We start from the raw sequence: 17,425 nt of genomic DNA, 5'->3' as shown, positions 1-17,425 counted from the left end.
ATTTCTAATCAAAATAATCCTAATCTGCTGATTGTGAATCGGATTAGTTTTGGAATATATCATATTTTAATTAAACCCCTCCCGAATACGAACATAGTTAAAGAGTTCTTTTATCGGTTTTTCTAAAACCATACCTATATTGACTTCATATTTTTCACAAACTTTTTTTAGAACTTCTTCAAACTCGTATGCTGTTGGACCAACAAAATTGCAGGTATATTCTTTATAATGTTTGTATGGTAGTATATGGGTGATTACGAAATCTTCTAATCCTTTTTCCAATATTTCTCTGCAATAGGGGTGCTGCAAATATCTTTTAAGAAAGATATTATGTGAAGACAGGAAAAAATTGGGTAGAGGTTTTTGATAAATACTTTGTATCACTTGTTCTTTGGTAATCTGAAATTCCCTGAAGAATACCGATGCCAGATCTGAAGGCATTCTATTATATAGAAAGTCAGTTACTAATTTTTTACCAAATAAAGTTCCTGAACCTTCATCATCGAATATATATCCCAAGCCATGAACTCCTTCCTGCAAGTTTTTTCCATCATAAAATGAGATATTAGAACCCGTACCTAAAATACAATTTAACCCAGGTTTATCTTTACATGTTGCATAAGCTGAACCTAGTATATCATTCTCTACATTAACAAAAGCATTTGTAAATCTTGTAGAGAGGGCATTAGAGACCGTTTCTCTTCTATCCGGACTATTACAACCAGCACCAAAAAAATGTATTTCGGTAATATGATCTATATATTTATCCAGCTTTTTTATTCCATTAAGGACTTTCAGTATTTCTTTTTCTGACAGAAAAAAAGGGTTCATTCCCGGACTTGAAAATTCAAGTGTCTCTTTATCTTCAAGCAATAAAATCCAGTCTGTTACAGCAGATCCTCCGTCAGCAACCAATAACATGTTTATATTTCCTTTAAAGTTTCTTCTGTGAGTGGCTTTCCATAAAAATCAGATACATTATTAAACTCTGTTATTTTCTTATGATCTGTAGGATCTAATGAAGAAGAGAGCATTATAATCTTTACATCTTCTTTACTAAGGAATGGAAGCTGTTGGAATTCCACTAAAAAGTCAAAACCAGTCTTAACGGGCATTTTTATATCTACAAAGATAACCTCTGGCAGCTGTTCTGGATTTGAAGACAATTCTTTTAATAATTTGATGCCGTCTTCGCAAGATTGTTGAATGTAGACTTTCTCTGCAAAAAATGCTTTGGAAATCACTTTTTCATTAATCACATTGTCTATGTGGTTATCATCTATTAACAGCACACTTTTATATTTATATGACGACATATAGATAGTTTATAAAGTCAACAAATATAGGAAAGACGAACAATATAAAAACCTTTCTCTTAAAGTTCTATTAAACCCGCTAGCTCACGAAGAGAAATTTCGGCTAATTTAGCTTGATATTGGGCGTTTGCAAACCTTGCATTTGCATCTACAAAGTTACGTTGTGCTTCTCTTAATTCTAATGGCACTATGCTTCCTAACCTATATTTCTCCAATGTTATTTTAAGATTTTCTTCAGAGACATCGATATTTCTTTTTTCTACTTCTACCAGTTTCAGGTTGGTTTGATAATCGTTATACAAACGAATCAACTGTGCATTAATGCTTTGACTCGTTTTCGCCTGATTAATTCTGGAACTATTTAGCTCTAGCTCAGCATTTTTTTCATTTTTTGTTTGTTGCAACCCGTTAAAAATATTTACCGATGCCGTAATTCCATAATTAAAACCATGAGTATTTGAGCGAATAGAAAAACCTGTTGGAGGTGATGTCGTTTTCGCAAAATTATATCCTGAAGTAATTGTTACTGTCGGATACCTAGCTCCTTTTATCGTTTTCAGATTAAGTTCGGATAATTTTTGATTTACGGCCGCAATTTGCAAATACGGATTTTGTCCCTCTGTCTGAATCTTTAAAGTTTCGAATGAAAGTGATTTGTCTACAATTATGGTATCGCTTACATCAAAAGGAATATTCAGATCCCGGGCTAATATTTCGTTTAGTTTTGTTTTACTGGAGGTATAAGTACTTTGTTGTCTTAATAACTGGGAACTATCTGCACTTAAATCGACCTTTGCAGCGAGCAATTCTAATTTAGACCCCTTGCCTATTTTAAACCTGCTATCGGCATTTTTCAATCTAATATTAGAAACATCTATGGCCGTTTGTGTTGCTTCCAGCTGTTGTTCCTGAGCCACAAGATCAAAATAGGAAGCAATAATATCAGCTATAGTAGTTTGTACATTCAGCTTTACATTTAGCTCACTCAGTTTATCAAATTCCTTTAACTTATCATAATTTGTAAACATCTGAAAACCATCAAAAATTCTCCAGTTTAAACTTACTCCATAATTCAAGCTAGTTGCTTTTGCTTTGTTTGCACTATTTACTTCTCCGTTAGCACGCTCTGTTTCTGATGTTTGTACATTGTTAACACCTATAAGATCTCCTGTAATAACAGGTAACATAGCTACAGCACCATATTTCAAATCATTTTCGCTAATCTCTTGCGAGTTTTTGCTTAATTTAATATCGTAATTATTTTCTAAACCTATTCTGATTGCTTCTTCTAAGGTTAGTCTTTCTTGCGCTACGGCATTAGTAACACAAAAAAGTAAACCTACAATATAACTGATTTGCTTCTTCATATTATGAACCTCTTTCTGCTAACTCGATTTCTTTAGCTGCAATTTCCGCCTTACTTATTTTATGTTCTTTGGACCAATAAGAATAGATTGCAGGGATAACGTATAATGTGAGTATTAACGAAAACATAGTTCCTCCAATGATAACTGTTCCCATACTCATTCTACTTTTTGCAGCAGCACCCAAAGCCATTGCTATTGGAAGCGCTCCTAAAGCGATTGCCAAACTCGTCATTAGAATTGGTCTTAAACGGGCTACTGCCGATTCCCGAATAGCCTCGGCAACAGGTTTTCCCTGCTCTTTGAGCTGATTAGCAAACTCTACTATCAAAATACCATTCTTGGTGACGAGCCCTATCAACATAATGGTCCCTATCTGGCTGAAGATATTCCAGCTTTGCCCTAAAATCCACAATGAAAAAAAAGCTCCTGCCACAGCTAAAGGAACCGTAACAATAATGATAATAGGATCGATAAAGCTTTCGAACTGAGCGGAAAGAATTAAATAAACTAAAAGCAATGCCAAACCAAAGGCAAAAATAGTATTTGAGTTACTTTCACTAAAGTCTCTCGATTCGCCTGCTAAATCTATAGAAAAAGAATCATCAAGCACCTTTTCTTTAGCTCTTTCCATAGCGGCTATTCCATCTCCCATAGTTTTCCCGGGAGCCAGAGATGCAGAGAATGTGGCAGATGCAAAACGGTTATTCCGATATAACTGAGGCGGACTGCTTTGCTCTTCTATATTCACTAAGTTATCTAACTGGATTAATTCTCCCTTTTTATTTCTTACAAAAATTGATGTCAGATCGTAAGGATCGTCCCTTTTTTCTCTGTCGAACTGGCCAATTACCTGATATTGCTTACCATTCATAATGAAATAAGCAAAACGTTGTGCACTTAGAGAAAGCTGTAATGTCTGAGCTATATCTAAAACTGAGACTCCTAAATCTTGTGCTTTATTTCTATCAATAGAAACGCTGAGCTCCGGCTTATTAAATTTCAGATTAACATCTGTATTTACAAAAGTAGGATCTTGTGAAATTTCCTGCATAAACTGTGGCACCTTTTCCCGCAATTGCTCAAAGCTATTTGCCTGAACAATATATTGAACAGGCAACCCTCTTACTCTACCAACAGAAATTGTAGGTTGCTGAATAACAAAAGCCCTTGCTTCTGACAGTTTTCTTGTTATTTGCGTAAGTTCCTGCGCAATTTCCTGCTGCGTTCGTTCTCTCTTATCAGTATCTACTAACCGCAGGCGAATCATTCCTGTATTTGGTGCCCCTGTTCCGGAAAAACCTGGAGCGGTTATAGAAATGTGACTTAAAATCTCTGGAACCGTATCCTGAATAATATGGTTAACTTTTTGAATAAAATTGTCTGTATATTCAAAAGAAGCTCCTTCTGGTGCGGTAACTGATAGATTCACTCCACTTCTGTCATCTAAAGGGGCTGTTTCTTTTGGCAAAATCTTCCAAAATATTCCTATCAGAACAAAACAAAGCAGAACAATAGGAAAAGCCAACCACCTTTTGTTCATAAATTTATTTAATGACGAACCATAGCTATTGTTCATCATTTCGAAATAGGGTTCTGTTTTATCGTAAAATTTAGACTTTTTATGCTCGCTTTTCATCAAATACGCATTTAACATTGGGGTAAGCGTAAGTGAAACAAATGCAGATATCAGAACCGCAGCGCCTATGACGACACCAAATTCTCTGAATAGCCGCCCTACGAAGCCTTCTAAAAAGATTACAGGCAAGAATACCGCTGCCAGCGTTATGGAAATTGAAATAATTGCAAAAAATATTTCATTTGAACCTTTTATGGCAGCTTCGAAAGGAGACATTCCTTCTTCTACCTTTTTATATATATTTTCTGTAACCACAATTCCATCGTCTACCACAAGTCCCGTTGCCAAAACTATCGCCAGCAATGTTAATACATTAATGGAAAAACCCATTAAGTACATAATGAAGAACGTTGCTATTAAGGAAACAGGAATATCTATTAATGGCCTGAAAGCTATACTCCAATCTCTGAAAAAAAGATATATAATGGCAATAACCAACACCAACGCAATCAAAATGGTCTCAGCTACTTCAATAACAGATCGTTTTATGAATAAGGTATTGTCCAGTGCAATATTGAGTGTAAAATCTTCTGGAAGCTCGGTTTTTAATGCATCATAGCGTTTATAAAATTCCCTCGCAATATCCAAATAATTGGCTCCTGGCTGTGGTACAATTGCTGTTGCAACCATAGGTTTTCCTGATGAACGCAATATAGTTTCTTCATTTTCTGGTCCTAAAACAGCAGAACCCACATCTTTTAAACGTATAATGTTAGTTCCATCATTCTTAATAATTAAATTCTCAAATTCATCTTCAGTAGTCAGGTTTCCAGATGTTTTTACAGTCAGCTCTGTTTTATCTCCAGAGATTTTTCCCGAAGGCAAATCTACATTTTGTGCTTCTAAAGCATTTCTAACATCCAAAGGGGTAAGCGCATAAGATGCGAGTTTCTCAGGATTTAACCAAAGGCGCATTGCAAATTTTTTCTGCCCCCATATCTGGACGCTTGAAACTCCAGGAATTGTTTGTATACGTTGAGCTATTACATTCTCTGCAAAATCACTTACTTCTAAAATATTTCTCTTACTACTTTGGATAGTCATAGAGATAATAGCATCTGAGTTAGCATCGGCTTTAGACACAACAGGCAACCCGTCAATATCTTTCGGCAGCCACCTTGCTGCCTGGGAAACTTTATCTCTTACATCATTTGCCGCTTCTTCCAGATTTTTGTCCAGATTGAACTCAATTGTAATTACACTACTTCCCTGATTACTGGACGAAGAAATATTTTTTATTCCATCAATACTATTGATTGTCTTTTCCAGTGGTTCGGTAATTTGCGACTCCACAATATCTGCATTCGCTCCCGGATAAGCTGTTCGAACCGAAACTACCGGCGGGTCTATTGAAGGAAACTCCCTTACTCCCAAAAATGTATAGCCAATTACACCAAACAGAACAATCACGAGGTTCATTACAATGGCTAATACAGGCCTTTTTATACTTGTTGTTGAAATACTCATGATATATTTATTTCTGTTGCACTATTTTTATTTTTACGTCCTGATCTGATCTTAATGACATTAACCCTGATGTCAGTATAGTGTCCCCGACACTTAATCCTGAAGTTACCAGAACATCTTTATCTGTCCTTATATCGGTTTCGACATCTGTAGCAATCGCTTTTCCATTCTTATAAACAAAAACCTGTTTACCTTTTAAAACTGGCACAACCGCTTCTGTAGGAACCAGTATAGCATTATCGATAGATTCCAAAGGTAGTTTTATGTTGGCAAAGGTTCCCGGAAGCAAATCTCCATTTGGATTTTCTGCTCTCGCTCTTAAGAGAAGCGTTCTTGTATTAACATCTATCGCCGGTTCTATGGCATATACTGTTGCCTTCATTTCCTTTTTATTTCCCGCGACTGTAAAATCTAGTCTAGATCCTACCTTAACACGTTTGGCATATTTCTCAGGAATAGAGAAATCTATCTTAACCGGATTTACACTTACCAAATTAGCGATGTCTGTTGTAGGTGTAATATATGCCCCTACAGAGATACTTCTTAATCCTATTTTTCCAGAAAACGGAGCTCGTATTTCTGTTTTCGACAACTGAGCTTTTATCAGTTGGGTCTGAGCTTGCAACGATTTAAACTCTGCTAACGAATTATCATACTCTTCCTGACTAATTGCCTCTGCATCAAACAATTTCGATGATCTTCTTTCTACTTCAAAAGCTAGTTTTTCCTTGGTCAAAGCTTGTGCTAATTGGGCCTTAAGTTCTCTATCGTCTATTTTTATTAGAATTGCACCTTTAGAAACTACCGAACCCTCGTTAAAATAAATATCTCTAACTAAACCAGATATTTCGCTTCTTAGTTTGATCTGCTCATTTGCCTCAATAGAACCAGAAACGGATATAGAATTATCAAATTTTTCTGCCTTAATTATTATGCCATTAAGTGCGGTACCGGCACCTTTACTCTGAGCTGTCTTGTTGTTTTCTGGTTTCTTTTTGGAGTCGCTGCTTATTCTGTTAAAAATTAAATACGCAAGCACTAGAGCTACTAAAGTGTAAACAATATATTTTATCATCATCGTTAGGTTAATTACAAAAAGGTGCAAATAGTGAACTGCTAATTTATTGATTATCTCCAATTTTACAGTTCAAAAGTATCATTCATTATTATAATTATAAGACTTATGACTATAAAAGCATATAGAAAGTTTAATTTTGAAATTATAAAATCTTATTTTATATGAATTTGAATTCAGTTTACATATTTTTTATAGCAATTCTTATGACAACAGCCGTTTCCGCGCAAGCTCAAAATAGCCAATCTGTTTCTTATACATTGTCGTTTCCCGAACCACATACTCATTACATAAGAGTAGAAATGAAAATAGAGCATATTAAAGAAAATGAGGTGGAAGTTATTTTACCAGTGTGGGCCCCTGGCTCTTATCTGATAAGAGAATTTGCAAAAAATGTAGAAGACTTTTCCGCCTCTTCTTTGAATGGGAAAGTTCTGAAAGCTAAAAAAAGCAGAAAAAATGCATGGAAAATTGAAACCGAAGGCGAAAATACTGTGCTTGTAAAATATAAAATTTATGCTTTCGAAATCTCAGTCAGAACCAGCTTTGTAGATGAAGATCATGCTTTTGTATCCCCTACAGGTGTTTTCATGTATACTCAAGAGGCTTTTAAAAACTCTGTTTCTGTTTCTGTTAAGCTACCTCATAACTGGAAACGAATATCTACAGGACTAGAAGAGCATAAAACGAATACAAACACCTTCGTTGCTCAAAATTTTGATTGGCTTTACGATTCTCCAATAGAAATAGGTAATCAGGATATCTTTGAATTTACTGCTGCAGGTGTTAAACATGAAGTTGCCATGGTAGGTGGTGGAAATTATGATGTTGTGAATCTAAAAAGAGATATGGCTAAGGTCGTAGAAGAGGCGACATCTATCTTTGGAGAAAATCCTAACAAGAAATATGTCTTTATTGTCCATAATTATAAAAATGGGGGTGGCGGTTTAGAACACCTTAATTCAACGGTTCTGGGTGCTAAACGGATGGGATATACCGATCCGTTAATATATTCTAATTTTCTTGGCCTTGTTGCTCATGAATATTTCCACTTATGGAATGTAAAACGGTTAAGGCCACAAGCTTTAGGACCTTTTGATTATGAAAAAGAAAATTATACTACGGATTTATGGATAGCTGAAGGCTTTACCGCATATTATGATAATCTATTAATAAAACGGGCACAAATTATTACTGAAGATCGTTATCTTGATTTGATAGCAGAAGACATTCAAACACAAATCAATCTGGCAGGAGATAAAATTCAATCTGTTGCAGAGGCTAGCTTTGATGCCTGGATAAAATATTACAGACAAAACGAAAACAGTTCTAATTCACAGGTTTCTTACTATACAAAAGGATCTCTGCTGGCACTAATTCTCGACCTGGAAATTATTCATCAGACAAAAGGGAAAAAAAGTATGGATTACGTACTAAAAACTGCTTATCAGGAATTTTTTAAAGAAAAGAATCAGGGTTTTACAAGTGATGAATTTAAAAAATCATTGGAAAAGGCTACCGGAACAAACCTTGATAGCTTTTATGATGATTATGTTTACGGTACAAAGCCTATTGATTTCGATAAATATTTAGGCTATTTAGGTCTTAAACTCAGCAAAGGTGTACCTAATGCGAGGCCTTCGTTAGGAGCCGTTATTAACAAAAGCAATATAGTAACAAAAGTTTTAAGAAATGGAAGTGCCTGGAACGGAGGATTAAATGTAAACGACGAAATTATAGCCGCTGATCAACAACGTATTGAAGATATTCAGACTAATCTGATTAATAAACTCCCAGGAGATAAAATTGATATCTTGGTAAATAGAGACGGTATTCTTAAAACACTAACAATAACTTTACAAGAAGACCAGACAGAAAAAGTGCAAATTGTAAAAAAGGAGAAAGTAGATAAGGCTACGCTTAAGATCTACAATAATTGGCTGAGGAATTGATAGAAAAGGACCGACCCAAAACCTTGCCTTTATCCCTTTGTTTATTATCCCTTCTCTGGGGGAGAAGGTGCCCAACAGGCGGATGAGGGCAGGTTAAGGATTAATCTCCTAATGACAGGAAATAGCTTATTGTCCAAGCGGGGCCATCTGTAAGAAAACCCGGCGCTAATTTCAAAAAAATCCTCACCAGAAACACTTCTGGCGAGGATTTTTCCAGCACTGTTTATTTTTTTACTTTTTACCTCGTTTTATTAAAATATATAGCGAATAGAAATAGCAGGTTCCAGATCTAAAAACGGCCCTTTAGCTAACTCTATTCTCGGATGCAAATCTGCTCCTAATGATAGAGGCGCATTAGGAATTAACCATTCTAAACCAATTACTGCATCTGCCCCCAACAATAAACCACTGCCATAAACTTTGTCGTCATTTCCAGTATACCTTCTATATCTCTCTCCATTAATACCACCTATGTGTGCTCCAACACCAAAATACCATTTCAAATCCGGGAGATCAAAAGCCGGTGCATGTTTTTCATATAATCCGGTAAGTACAACAACTCCCGTTCTGAAGCCCAAAATGCCTTCGTAAGCAGTAGACTCGTTTATAAAATATTTACCCGTAATCCCGTTTTCATAGCCGCCAAACCTGAGCCCTACTCCAGCAGTATAATCCTGCGCTTTAACATTAGTCCAAAATAAAGTTGACAATAGAACTGTTAAAAAAAATCTCTGTTTCATCTAAATAACGTTTGAAATATAATGCAACTTAAGCTGCCCAAAATTTGCACAAGTATAGAAATAAAAAAAACTTATATCTGAATAAAACGTTAAATTAATAGTGTTTAGCATTTAAAAACACTGCTTTTTGATTAAAAATATATTCGCAGTATTTTTTGGACTGGCAGCTAAAAATCAGTAACTTAAAGTAACCGATTAACTACATTTTATGCAAGGGATTTCAAGAGTATTCGATCTGCTTAAGCACAATAAAGCAAATTTCAATTATAATGATGTTTTAGCATATAAAACAGATGCTAAATGGGTAAAATATTCTTGTGAAGATTTTATCAGAATTGCAAATCAGGTAAGTAAGGGACTTATAAAAAGGGGAATAAAAAAAGATGATAAAGTAGCTATAATGGCCGAGAATCGTCCTGAATGGAATTTCTGTGATTTCGGCATTATGCAAATTGGAGCTACACAAGTTCCCATGTATCCTACACTTGCAGAAAACGACATTAAATTCATTCTTAAAGATGCTGAAGTAAAAATTGTTTTTGTTTCTTCGGAAGCCTTGTATAATAAGGTTAAACATATAGCCGATCTAAACGGACAAGATATCGGAATATTCACTTTTGACGTTGTAACTGGTGCTTCTCACTGGCTAGAAATTACTGAAGGGCATGAAGACCAAACTGAAATAGATTTGGAAGAATACCGCAAACAGATTACGGAAGATGATTTGCTAACGCTGATTTATACCTCAGGAACAACTGGAACTCCTAAGGGTGTAATGCTTACACACAAAAATCTGCTTAGTAATATAGAGGGGTCAGCCAGGCTTTATCCTGAAGGTGTGACACGAGCATTGAGTTTTTTACCTCTATCTCACATTTTCGAACGGATGGTTGTATATATGTATTTCTATTTAGGAATATCGGTCTACTATGCAGAAAGCTTGGATACCATTGTACAAAATCTTTCGGAGGTTAAACCCCATTGCTTTACTGCAGTTCCGAGACTATTAGAAAAAGTTTATGATAAAATAGTTGCCAAAGGACACGAGTTAACCGGCATTAAGAAAAGCTTATTTTTCTGGGCTTTAAACTTAGGACTTAAGTATGAACTGGATGGCGCTAATGGAAGTTGGTATGAGCTACAATTAAAAATAGCCAGAAAGCTGATCTTCAAAAAATGGAAAGAGGCCCTAGGAGGCGAAATTATGTTAATTGTTTCCGGTGGCGCATCACTACAAGAAAGACTTGCAAGAGTTTTCTGGGGGGCGGGTATAAAAGTATTGGAAGGTTACGGTTTAACAGAAACCTCTCCGGTTATTGCTGTTAATGGACCACGAAAAGGCCAAACCAGATTTGGTACAGTTGGAAAGCCACTGTTCAATGTAGAAGTGAAAATAGCTGAAGACGGGGAAATTCTTTGTAAAGGGCCAAGTTTAATGAAAGGTTACTACAAACGAGATGATGCTACACAGGAAGCCATTACTGATGGTGGCTGGTTTCATACAGGTGATATAGGAAAACTAACTGACGGATTTTTAGCTATTACAGATCGTAAAAAAGAAGTATTTAAAACCGCGGGTGGAAAATATGTATCGCCCCAGGTGCTCGAAACCAAATTTAAGGAGTCTATATATATAGAACAGGTAATGGTTATCGGAGAAAACAGACGCTTTCCGTCTGCGTTAATTGTTCCAAATTATGAAAAAGTGATTGAGTGGGCCAGAAGAAATCAGATCAATGAGACCGACCACGAACAACTAGCTAAAAACCAAAAAGTTATAGACATGATCTGGTCTGAGGTAGACAGACTTAACGCAGATTTTGGAAAATGGGAAAAAGTAAAAAAAATAGCTCTGTTAACACATGAGTTCACTATCGACGGGGGCGAATTGACACCTAAGCTTAGCCTGAAAAGAAAAGTTATTCTTAGCAATAATCAAGGCCTCATAGAGGAACTGTATCAGGACGAGGAGCATCATGAGATATAAAAAAGAGAGTATATACTCGTTAGATTCATATACTCTCTTTAGAGCGACCACACGATGGGCTGCTATCCATTTTTCATTTTATTTGCCGCTTCGGACACAATGGATTCCAATTCCGTTAAATCAAAAGGTTTGGATAAATAAGCATCAGCTCCTGCAGTTTCTGCAAGTAAATGAATATCATTATTTGCAGAAAAATATATTACCGGAATGTGGCCAAACTCAGAACTGCTTTTTAACAACTGAGTAGCTTTTATACCTCCAATATCGGGTATCCAATTATCCATCAAAATCACATCCGGATTTACCTGTGCAACTTTTTCAATTATGTCGTGAGATGTTTCGGAAACTTCCACGTCATACCCATAGTCCACCAAAACAATGGAGCAAAGCTCTAAAATGTTGACATCATCATCGAAAATTAAAATCTTCTTCCTGTTCATAATATTCAAAAAGTTTCACCTGGTTTATATTTATTCAATAGACGGTTTGTAAAGATAACAACTTAAAATATTTACAAACCGCTTAATTTATTAATAAACATGGCTATTTCTTCTGGCTTAACCACAAGATCAACAGCCACCTTAAGTATTGCCTGTTTGGGCATATATTCTACCTCACAAGTTCCAGGATCCTGTGCCAATACAGTACCTTTCTGGGATTTAATGTAATTAAGACCTTTAACTCCATCTTCGTTAGCTCCGGAAAGCAGTAACCCAAATGTTTTCTCCTTATAAACCTGAGCTGCCGACACAAATGTTACGTCTATAGATGGCCTTGAATAATTTAATTTTTCAGAATAATCTAATGTCGTGGATCTATCTTGTTCTATTAACAGATGATAATCTGCAGGTGCTACATAAATATTTCCCGACTCCAAAATTGTCTTATCCTCTATCTCAAAAACAGGTACATCCGTATAACTGGAGAACAGATCCTGCAGGACAGATTGAGCCGAAGGAGCCCTATGAAGCACACTTAAAATTGGAAATTTAGGTTTGACAAGCTCTGGCAATACTTGTAGTATTACCTTAATACTCCCCGCAGAACCCCCAATCAAAAAAATGCCCACAGTTTCTTTCATTATTTTATTTTCCTCCAAATTTTATCATTCACCACTTGCTTATAGCCTTTTTCCAGATCCGAAAAACGTAAAGTTTCTTTAGATCCCAAGGCCAGAAAGCCTAATGACTCTAAACTTTCATCAAAAAGAGTAAGCACTTTACTCTGTAACTCTTTATCGAAATAGATCAACACATTTCTACATACAATCAGTTGAAACTCATTAAAAGATCTGTCAGAAACCAAATTATGAGTAGAAAAAATGATTTTAGATTTTAAATCCGAATCAAACTTTGCTACGTCATAATTGGCAGTATAATATTGCGAAAAATCTTTCTTACCTCCTGAATTATTATAATTTTCTGAATACTGGCGCATATATCCTATGGGAAACATCCCTTTTTTCGCCTTTTCCAACACTGTAGGGTTAATATCCGTTGCATATATAAGATATCTGTTATGGAGGTTTGCCTCTTTTAAAAGAATTGCTATTGAATAAGCTTCTTCTCCGGTGGAGCAACCTGCTACCCAAATTCTAATAAATGGATAGGTACCCAACTGAGGCAAAACACTTTCTCTGAGCGTTTTGTAAAAAGAGGGGTCTCTAAACATTTCAGTTACATTTACAGTTATTTCTTCTATAAAACGCTGTAAATAATCCGGTTTCTTAATAACAGTATACCTAAGTTCGGCGAAACTTGTAAACTTGTCTATTACACATATTCTATTTAATCTTCTTTTTAACGAAGCTCTGCTATATTGTGAGAAATCATATCCATATAACGATGATACATCTTCCAGCAACATATCCAAATCTTCATCATTAATAATATCCTGCTCCACCATTATGTCAAATCGTTAATCATAGCTACCAGCTTATCCATATTAATAGGTTTAGAAATATATCCGGATGCTCCGGCATCCAAACATTTTTCTTTATCGCCAATCATCGCCTGTGCTGTAACAGCTATTATCGGTAATAAACTAAATCTGGGTATTTCCCTTATTTTCCTGATGGCTTCGTACCCATCCATTTCCGGCATCATAATATCCATAAAGACAACACTTACATTGTCAGATTTGTTTAAGATTTCTATGCCCTCTTTAGCGCTCAATGCAGAAACACTTTGAAATCCCTTCGCTTTGAGGTAAAGACTTAACGCAAAGATATTCCGGCTATCATCGTCTATTATCAATACATTTTTTTTGTCTTCCATAATTCAAGGCTGTTATTCATATAACCAAACTCTTAATAAAGAAAGTAATTGATCTGTATCTACTGGCTTGGAAATATAGTCCGACGCTCCCGCCGTAATACATTTTTCCCTGTCTCCAACCATTGCTTTTGCCGTTACGGCTATTATAGGAAGGTCTTCCGAATTATTATTTTTTCTAATTTCCCTGATTGTTTCATATCCGTCCATTTCAGGCATCATCATATCCATCAATACAATTGCCGTGTCCGGGTTGTTTTCTAACTGAGTTAAAGCTTCTTTTCCGTCTATAGCAGAAATAACTTTCATTTGATATTTTTCCAGAGCTTTTGTTAAAGAGAAGATATTTCTAACATCGTCATCTGCAATAAGCACTTTTTTATCTTTCAATACTTCCTGCAGAGCACCAAGTTTATTGGTTCGTTTTGTACTATTGTCAGATTGCTTTTTTTCCTCTACCAAATGCAGGAATAATCCAACTTCATCTAAAATTCTTTGGTATGAGTGGGCTGTTTTCAGAACAATAGAGTCGGCATATTGCTTTAATCTTGCCTCCTCTAACTGGGACAAGTTCTTTCCTGTAAAAACGATAATTGGTAAATTCTCCAATCCTGGATTTCTTTTTACTGCTTCTAAAGTCTCGTAACCTACAGTATCAGGAACTCCCATATCTAAGATTACGCAATCTGCCTTATCTGAAGTTAAGGCGTTGATACTATCTGCTACGCTATTTTTTATTTCTGTGTGGATGTTAAAGCTACTTAGAAAATAAGATAAAGCACTTGCGTGTTTTTGATTTTCTTCTACAATCAGGACTTTTTTAGGGAAACGATTTAAAGCTTCTTCTATCCTTTTGAACATATCATTAATCTGCTCTAAGGCAACAGGTTTGTCAATAAAGTCGATAGCGCCCTTTAATAAACTTTCCTTTTTTACTTTAAGCGAAGACATGATATGAACCGGAATATGTTTAGTAGCAGGATTACTTTTTATTTCTTCCATAACCTGCCAACCATCTTTCACAGGTAACTGAATATCCAGGAGTATAGCCAAAGGCTGATACCGTTCTGCAAATTCCGCAGCAATATCACCACGAACAACGACAACACCTTTATACTTCTTCTTTCTGGTATATTTGAGTAGTACTTTAGCAAAGTTAACATCGTCTTCTACAATCAAAATTACCTTGTCATCCCGTCCAATATCATTTCTATCGTCATCTACATTTTCCGGAATCTCTAACACTGCCAGGTTTGTTTTAGGTGCCTGCTGTTGAGTTATATGCTGTATTTCCTCAACATCGGCCGAAATATCTTCTATTAGTTCCTGTACATGAGGCTTATTTACCGTATGGGAGCTTCTAATTGGAACGACTAAAGTAAAGGTACTGCCCTCATTTTCCCTACTTGTTAGCCTTATCTCCCCACCTAATAATTTTGCTATTTCTCTACTGATTGACAGTCCCAGCCCTGTTCCACCAAACTTTCTTCTTGTTGAGCCATCGGCTTGTTGAAATGCTTCAAAAATTATTTTCTGTTGCTCTGGTGGAATACCAATTCCCGTATCTTTTACCGAGAATAAAACATTTTCTTTTTCCTTGCTAATGGAGAAACCGACACTACCTTTCGATGTAAATTTAATTGCATTAGACAGCAAGTTCTTAATAACCTGCTCTAATCTCATTTTATCTGTTTCTATAGTCTGATTTACATCTGAATTAACCTTTATATCGAATTGCAGATTTTTTTCTCGCACAATTGGAGCAAATAAAGCTTGCATCTCCTGTATGATCCCTTCAATACTTATATCCTGATAGTCCAAAGTCATTTTACCTGCCTCTATTTTCGATAAATCTAAGATTTCATCTATCAGTTCTAATAAACTTGCTCCTGAGCTTTGAATAACCTTTGCAGATTCTACTTGCTCTTCATTCAAGTTGTGTTCTGTGTTTTCTGCCATCAGGCGTGATAACAACAAAATTGAATTTAACGGCGTTCTGAGTTCATGAGACATGTTAGCCAGGAACTCAGATTTATATTTAGTACTTACAGCCAGTTCTTCTGCTTTTTTCTGTATTTCAAGATTACGTTCGGCTATCATTAGATTCTTTTCTTCCAATAATTTCGATCGTTCTTCTAGTTCCTGGTTAGATTGTAAAAGCTCTTCTTGTTGTACTTTTAGTTCCTCCTCAGATGCCTGTAGTTTCTGCGTTTGTGCTTCGAGCTCCATATTCAGATTTTCGAGTTCTGAATGCTGTGTCTGCAACTCTTCGGACTGAGCCTGAGACTCTTCCAATAAGGTCTGGATTTTATTCCTGTTATAAGCATCTGCAATAGCATTGGCCATATCTTTACAGGCCTCCCTAAAAAATGACAATTGCTTTTCATCCAAACTCTCGTGTAATCCCAATTCGATAACACCTAAACATTCTTTTTCCAGCATCAATGGAAAAAGAACGATGTCTGCTACCTTTAGCTTGCCACTGGAAAAACTAACAGTGAAATCTTTGGTGTCTATATTTTCGAAGTGCTTGAATTCTCTGTCTTTAAACACCTGTCCAATCATTCCCTCACCAACATTAAAAGATTTAGCCATATAGTTTTCCAAACCATAAGCCGCCTTTAGCACTATTTTATCATCCTGCCATAAATACAGCGCTCCATTATAGCAATTCGCATAGTTTGCAATGAACTTTAATACATCGTTACATAGATTTTCGACAGTCTTATTACCTACCAGGCTTTTATTTAAGCTGGCCAAGCCTGTTTGCTGCCATTCATTTGCGTTTATTTGATCGAAAGCAGTTTTCAATGACCTTGTCATATGATTTAATGAATTGGCTACAACTCCCAAATCATCTTCTTCAGCATCATTGATCTCAATTTCATAATCTCCTTCGGATATTTTGTTGGCAATATTTCTGATAATATTTATCCTTCTCGTCATTTCAGCATCTTTTTGTTTCAATGCTGTCTGAAGTTCATCTCTCCTTCTAAAGTCCAACCTTACTCTGTTATAAAAGTACATTGTTATGAATATAGAAGCTATCGCTGCAACTATAATAAAGATGACACTATATGCAATGTAATTTTCCAGCTTATTCCCATTTCTAAACAATATAGCTTCTTCATACTCTACAATTTCATCAATTACGGCTCTGCATTTATCCATTGTACTCTTGCCCAACTCCAGCTTCTTAGTCTCGATAGGCAGCCCATTACGTTTTTGCACCAAGGCTTCTTCCAGATACCCAAGTCTCGCATTGGTTAAGACCTCAAGACTTTCTATCTTTCGCCTTGTGTACGATGCCGGTTCTGTCAGTTTTTTAACCTTTTCTAAAGAAGAATATACCTTTTTTGCACCGGAATTATATGGTTCTAGAAAAACGTCCCGACCCGTCAGGAGATAACCTCGCTGACCTGTTTCTATATTCTGTAAATCAACCAGCACCTCAATTGTTGATTCAACTATCTCTCTTGTTTTAGCTATTTCCTCCCTACTCTGGATTAACTTTTGAATACTGATATAAGAAGCTCCGGAACTTAAGATTAATATTAAAAGTGAAATTCCAAAACCTATCTGAAGGTTTCTTAAAAATGCTTTTGCCATTTT

The 17,425-nt window shown here is 35.9% G+C and carries 13 protein-coding genes; 2 read left to right on the top strand and 11 right to left on the bottom strand.

What is annotated here, in order from left to right:
- Positions 1 to 66: 66 nt before the first annotated feature.
- From ABWO41_RS00265 to ABWO41_RS00245, 5 genes are read right to left on the bottom strand one after another with little or no spacing between them, the layout of a single operon-like run.
- Positions 67 to 921: an N-acetylglucosamine kinase gene (locus ABWO41_RS00265; RefSeq protein ID WP_353131868.1), complete on the bottom strand. Its 855-nt coding sequence runs from the start codon at positions 919 to 921 to the stop codon at positions 67 to 69.
- A 2-nt stretch (positions 922 to 923) separates the two neighbouring features.
- Complete coding sequence (locus ABWO41_RS00260) at positions 924 to 1,316, bottom strand: response regulator (RefSeq protein ID WP_353131866.1); 393 nt, start codon at positions 1,314 to 1,316, stop codon at positions 924 to 926.
- A 59-nt stretch (positions 1,317 to 1,375) separates the two neighbouring features.
- Positions 1,376 to 2,683: a TolC family protein gene (locus ABWO41_RS00255; protein ID WP_353131864.1), complete on the bottom strand. Its 1,308-nt coding sequence runs from the start codon at positions 2,681 to 2,683 to the stop codon at positions 1,376 to 1,378.
- Position 2,684: 1 nt separating this feature from the next.
- Complete coding sequence (locus ABWO41_RS00250) at positions 2,685 to 5,786, bottom strand: efflux RND transporter permease subunit (RefSeq protein WP_353131862.1); 3,102 nt, start codon at positions 5,784 to 5,786, stop codon at positions 2,685 to 2,687.
- Between the two features lie 7 nt (positions 5,787 to 5,793).
- Positions 5,794 to 6,864 carry an efflux RND transporter periplasmic adaptor subunit gene (locus ABWO41_RS00245; RefSeq protein WP_353131860.1) on the bottom strand — a complete coding sequence of 357 codons (1,071 nt, stop codon included), beginning with the start codon at positions 6,862 to 6,864 and terminating at the stop codon, positions 5,794 to 5,796.
- A 203-nt stretch (positions 6,865 to 7,067) separates the two neighbouring features.
- Between ABWO41_RS00245 and ABWO41_RS00240 the strand changes: the two genes are divergently transcribed.
- Positions 7,068 to 8,813, top strand: coding sequence for a M61 family metallopeptidase (locus ABWO41_RS00240; protein WP_353131858.1), 1,746 nt, complete (start codon positions 7,068 to 7,070; stop codon positions 8,811 to 8,813).
- 251 nt (positions 8,814 to 9,064) lie between these two features.
- Here the strand turns inward: ABWO41_RS00240 and ABWO41_RS00235 are convergent, their stop codons facing one another.
- On the bottom strand, positions 9,065 to 9,553 hold the full coding sequence (locus ABWO41_RS00235) for a hypothetical protein (protein ID WP_353131856.1): 489 nt from the start codon (positions 9,551 to 9,553) through the stop codon (positions 9,065 to 9,067).
- Positions 9,554 to 9,761: 208 nt separating this feature from the next.
- On the opposite strand from ABWO41_RS00235, the gene ABWO41_RS00230 reads away from it, so the two are divergent.
- A complete protein-coding gene (locus ABWO41_RS00230; protein ID WP_353131854.1) occupies positions 9,762 to 11,540 on the top strand; it encodes an AMP-dependent synthetase/ligase in 1,779 nt (592 codons plus the stop codon).
- A gap of 62 nt (positions 11,541 to 11,602) precedes the next feature.
- Here ABWO41_RS00230 and ABWO41_RS00225 read toward each other — a convergent pair whose 3' ends face one another.
- The 5 genes from ABWO41_RS00225 to ABWO41_RS00205 all read right to left on the bottom strand — a co-directional run bounded on the left by ABWO41_RS00225 (position 11,603) and on the right by ABWO41_RS00205 (position 17,422).
- Positions 11,603 to 11,980, bottom strand: coding sequence for a response regulator (locus ABWO41_RS00225; RefSeq protein ID WP_353131852.1), 378 nt, complete (start codon positions 11,978 to 11,980; stop codon positions 11,603 to 11,605).
- A 71-nt stretch (positions 11,981 to 12,051) separates the two neighbouring features.
- Positions 12,052 to 12,621, bottom strand: a complete 570-nt coding sequence (locus tag ABWO41_RS00220) for a chemotaxis protein CheB (RefSeq protein ID WP_353131850.1) — start codon at positions 12,619 to 12,621, stop codon at positions 12,052 to 12,054.
- Positions 12,621 to 13,445 carry a CheR family methyltransferase gene (locus ABWO41_RS00215; protein ID WP_353131848.1) on the bottom strand — a complete coding sequence of 275 codons (825 nt, stop codon included), beginning with the start codon at positions 13,443 to 13,445 and terminating at the stop codon, positions 12,621 to 12,623. Before ABWO41_RS00215 ends, ABWO41_RS00220 begins: the two co-directional genes overlap by 1 nt.
- Positions 13,445 to 13,816: a response regulator gene (locus ABWO41_RS00210; protein ID WP_353131846.1), complete on the bottom strand. Its 372-nt coding sequence runs from the start codon at positions 13,814 to 13,816 to the stop codon at positions 13,445 to 13,447. Before ABWO41_RS00210 ends, ABWO41_RS00215 begins: the two co-directional genes overlap by 1 nt.
- A gap of 12 nt (positions 13,817 to 13,828) precedes the next feature.
- Positions 13,829 to 17,422, bottom strand: coding sequence for a response regulator (locus tag ABWO41_RS00205; protein ID WP_353131844.1), 3,594 nt, complete (start codon positions 17,420 to 17,422; stop codon positions 13,829 to 13,831).
- Positions 17,423 to 17,425 lie beyond the last annotated feature (3 nt).

This window comes from Pseudopedobacter sp. (genome assembly GCF_040392825.1).
Taxonomy (GTDB): domain Bacteria; phylum Bacteroidota; class Bacteroidia; order Sphingobacteriales; family Sphingobacteriaceae; genus Pseudopedobacter.
Note: the sequence above shows the minus strand (reverse complement) of the source record. Positions and strands in the feature narration are given on the sequence as shown.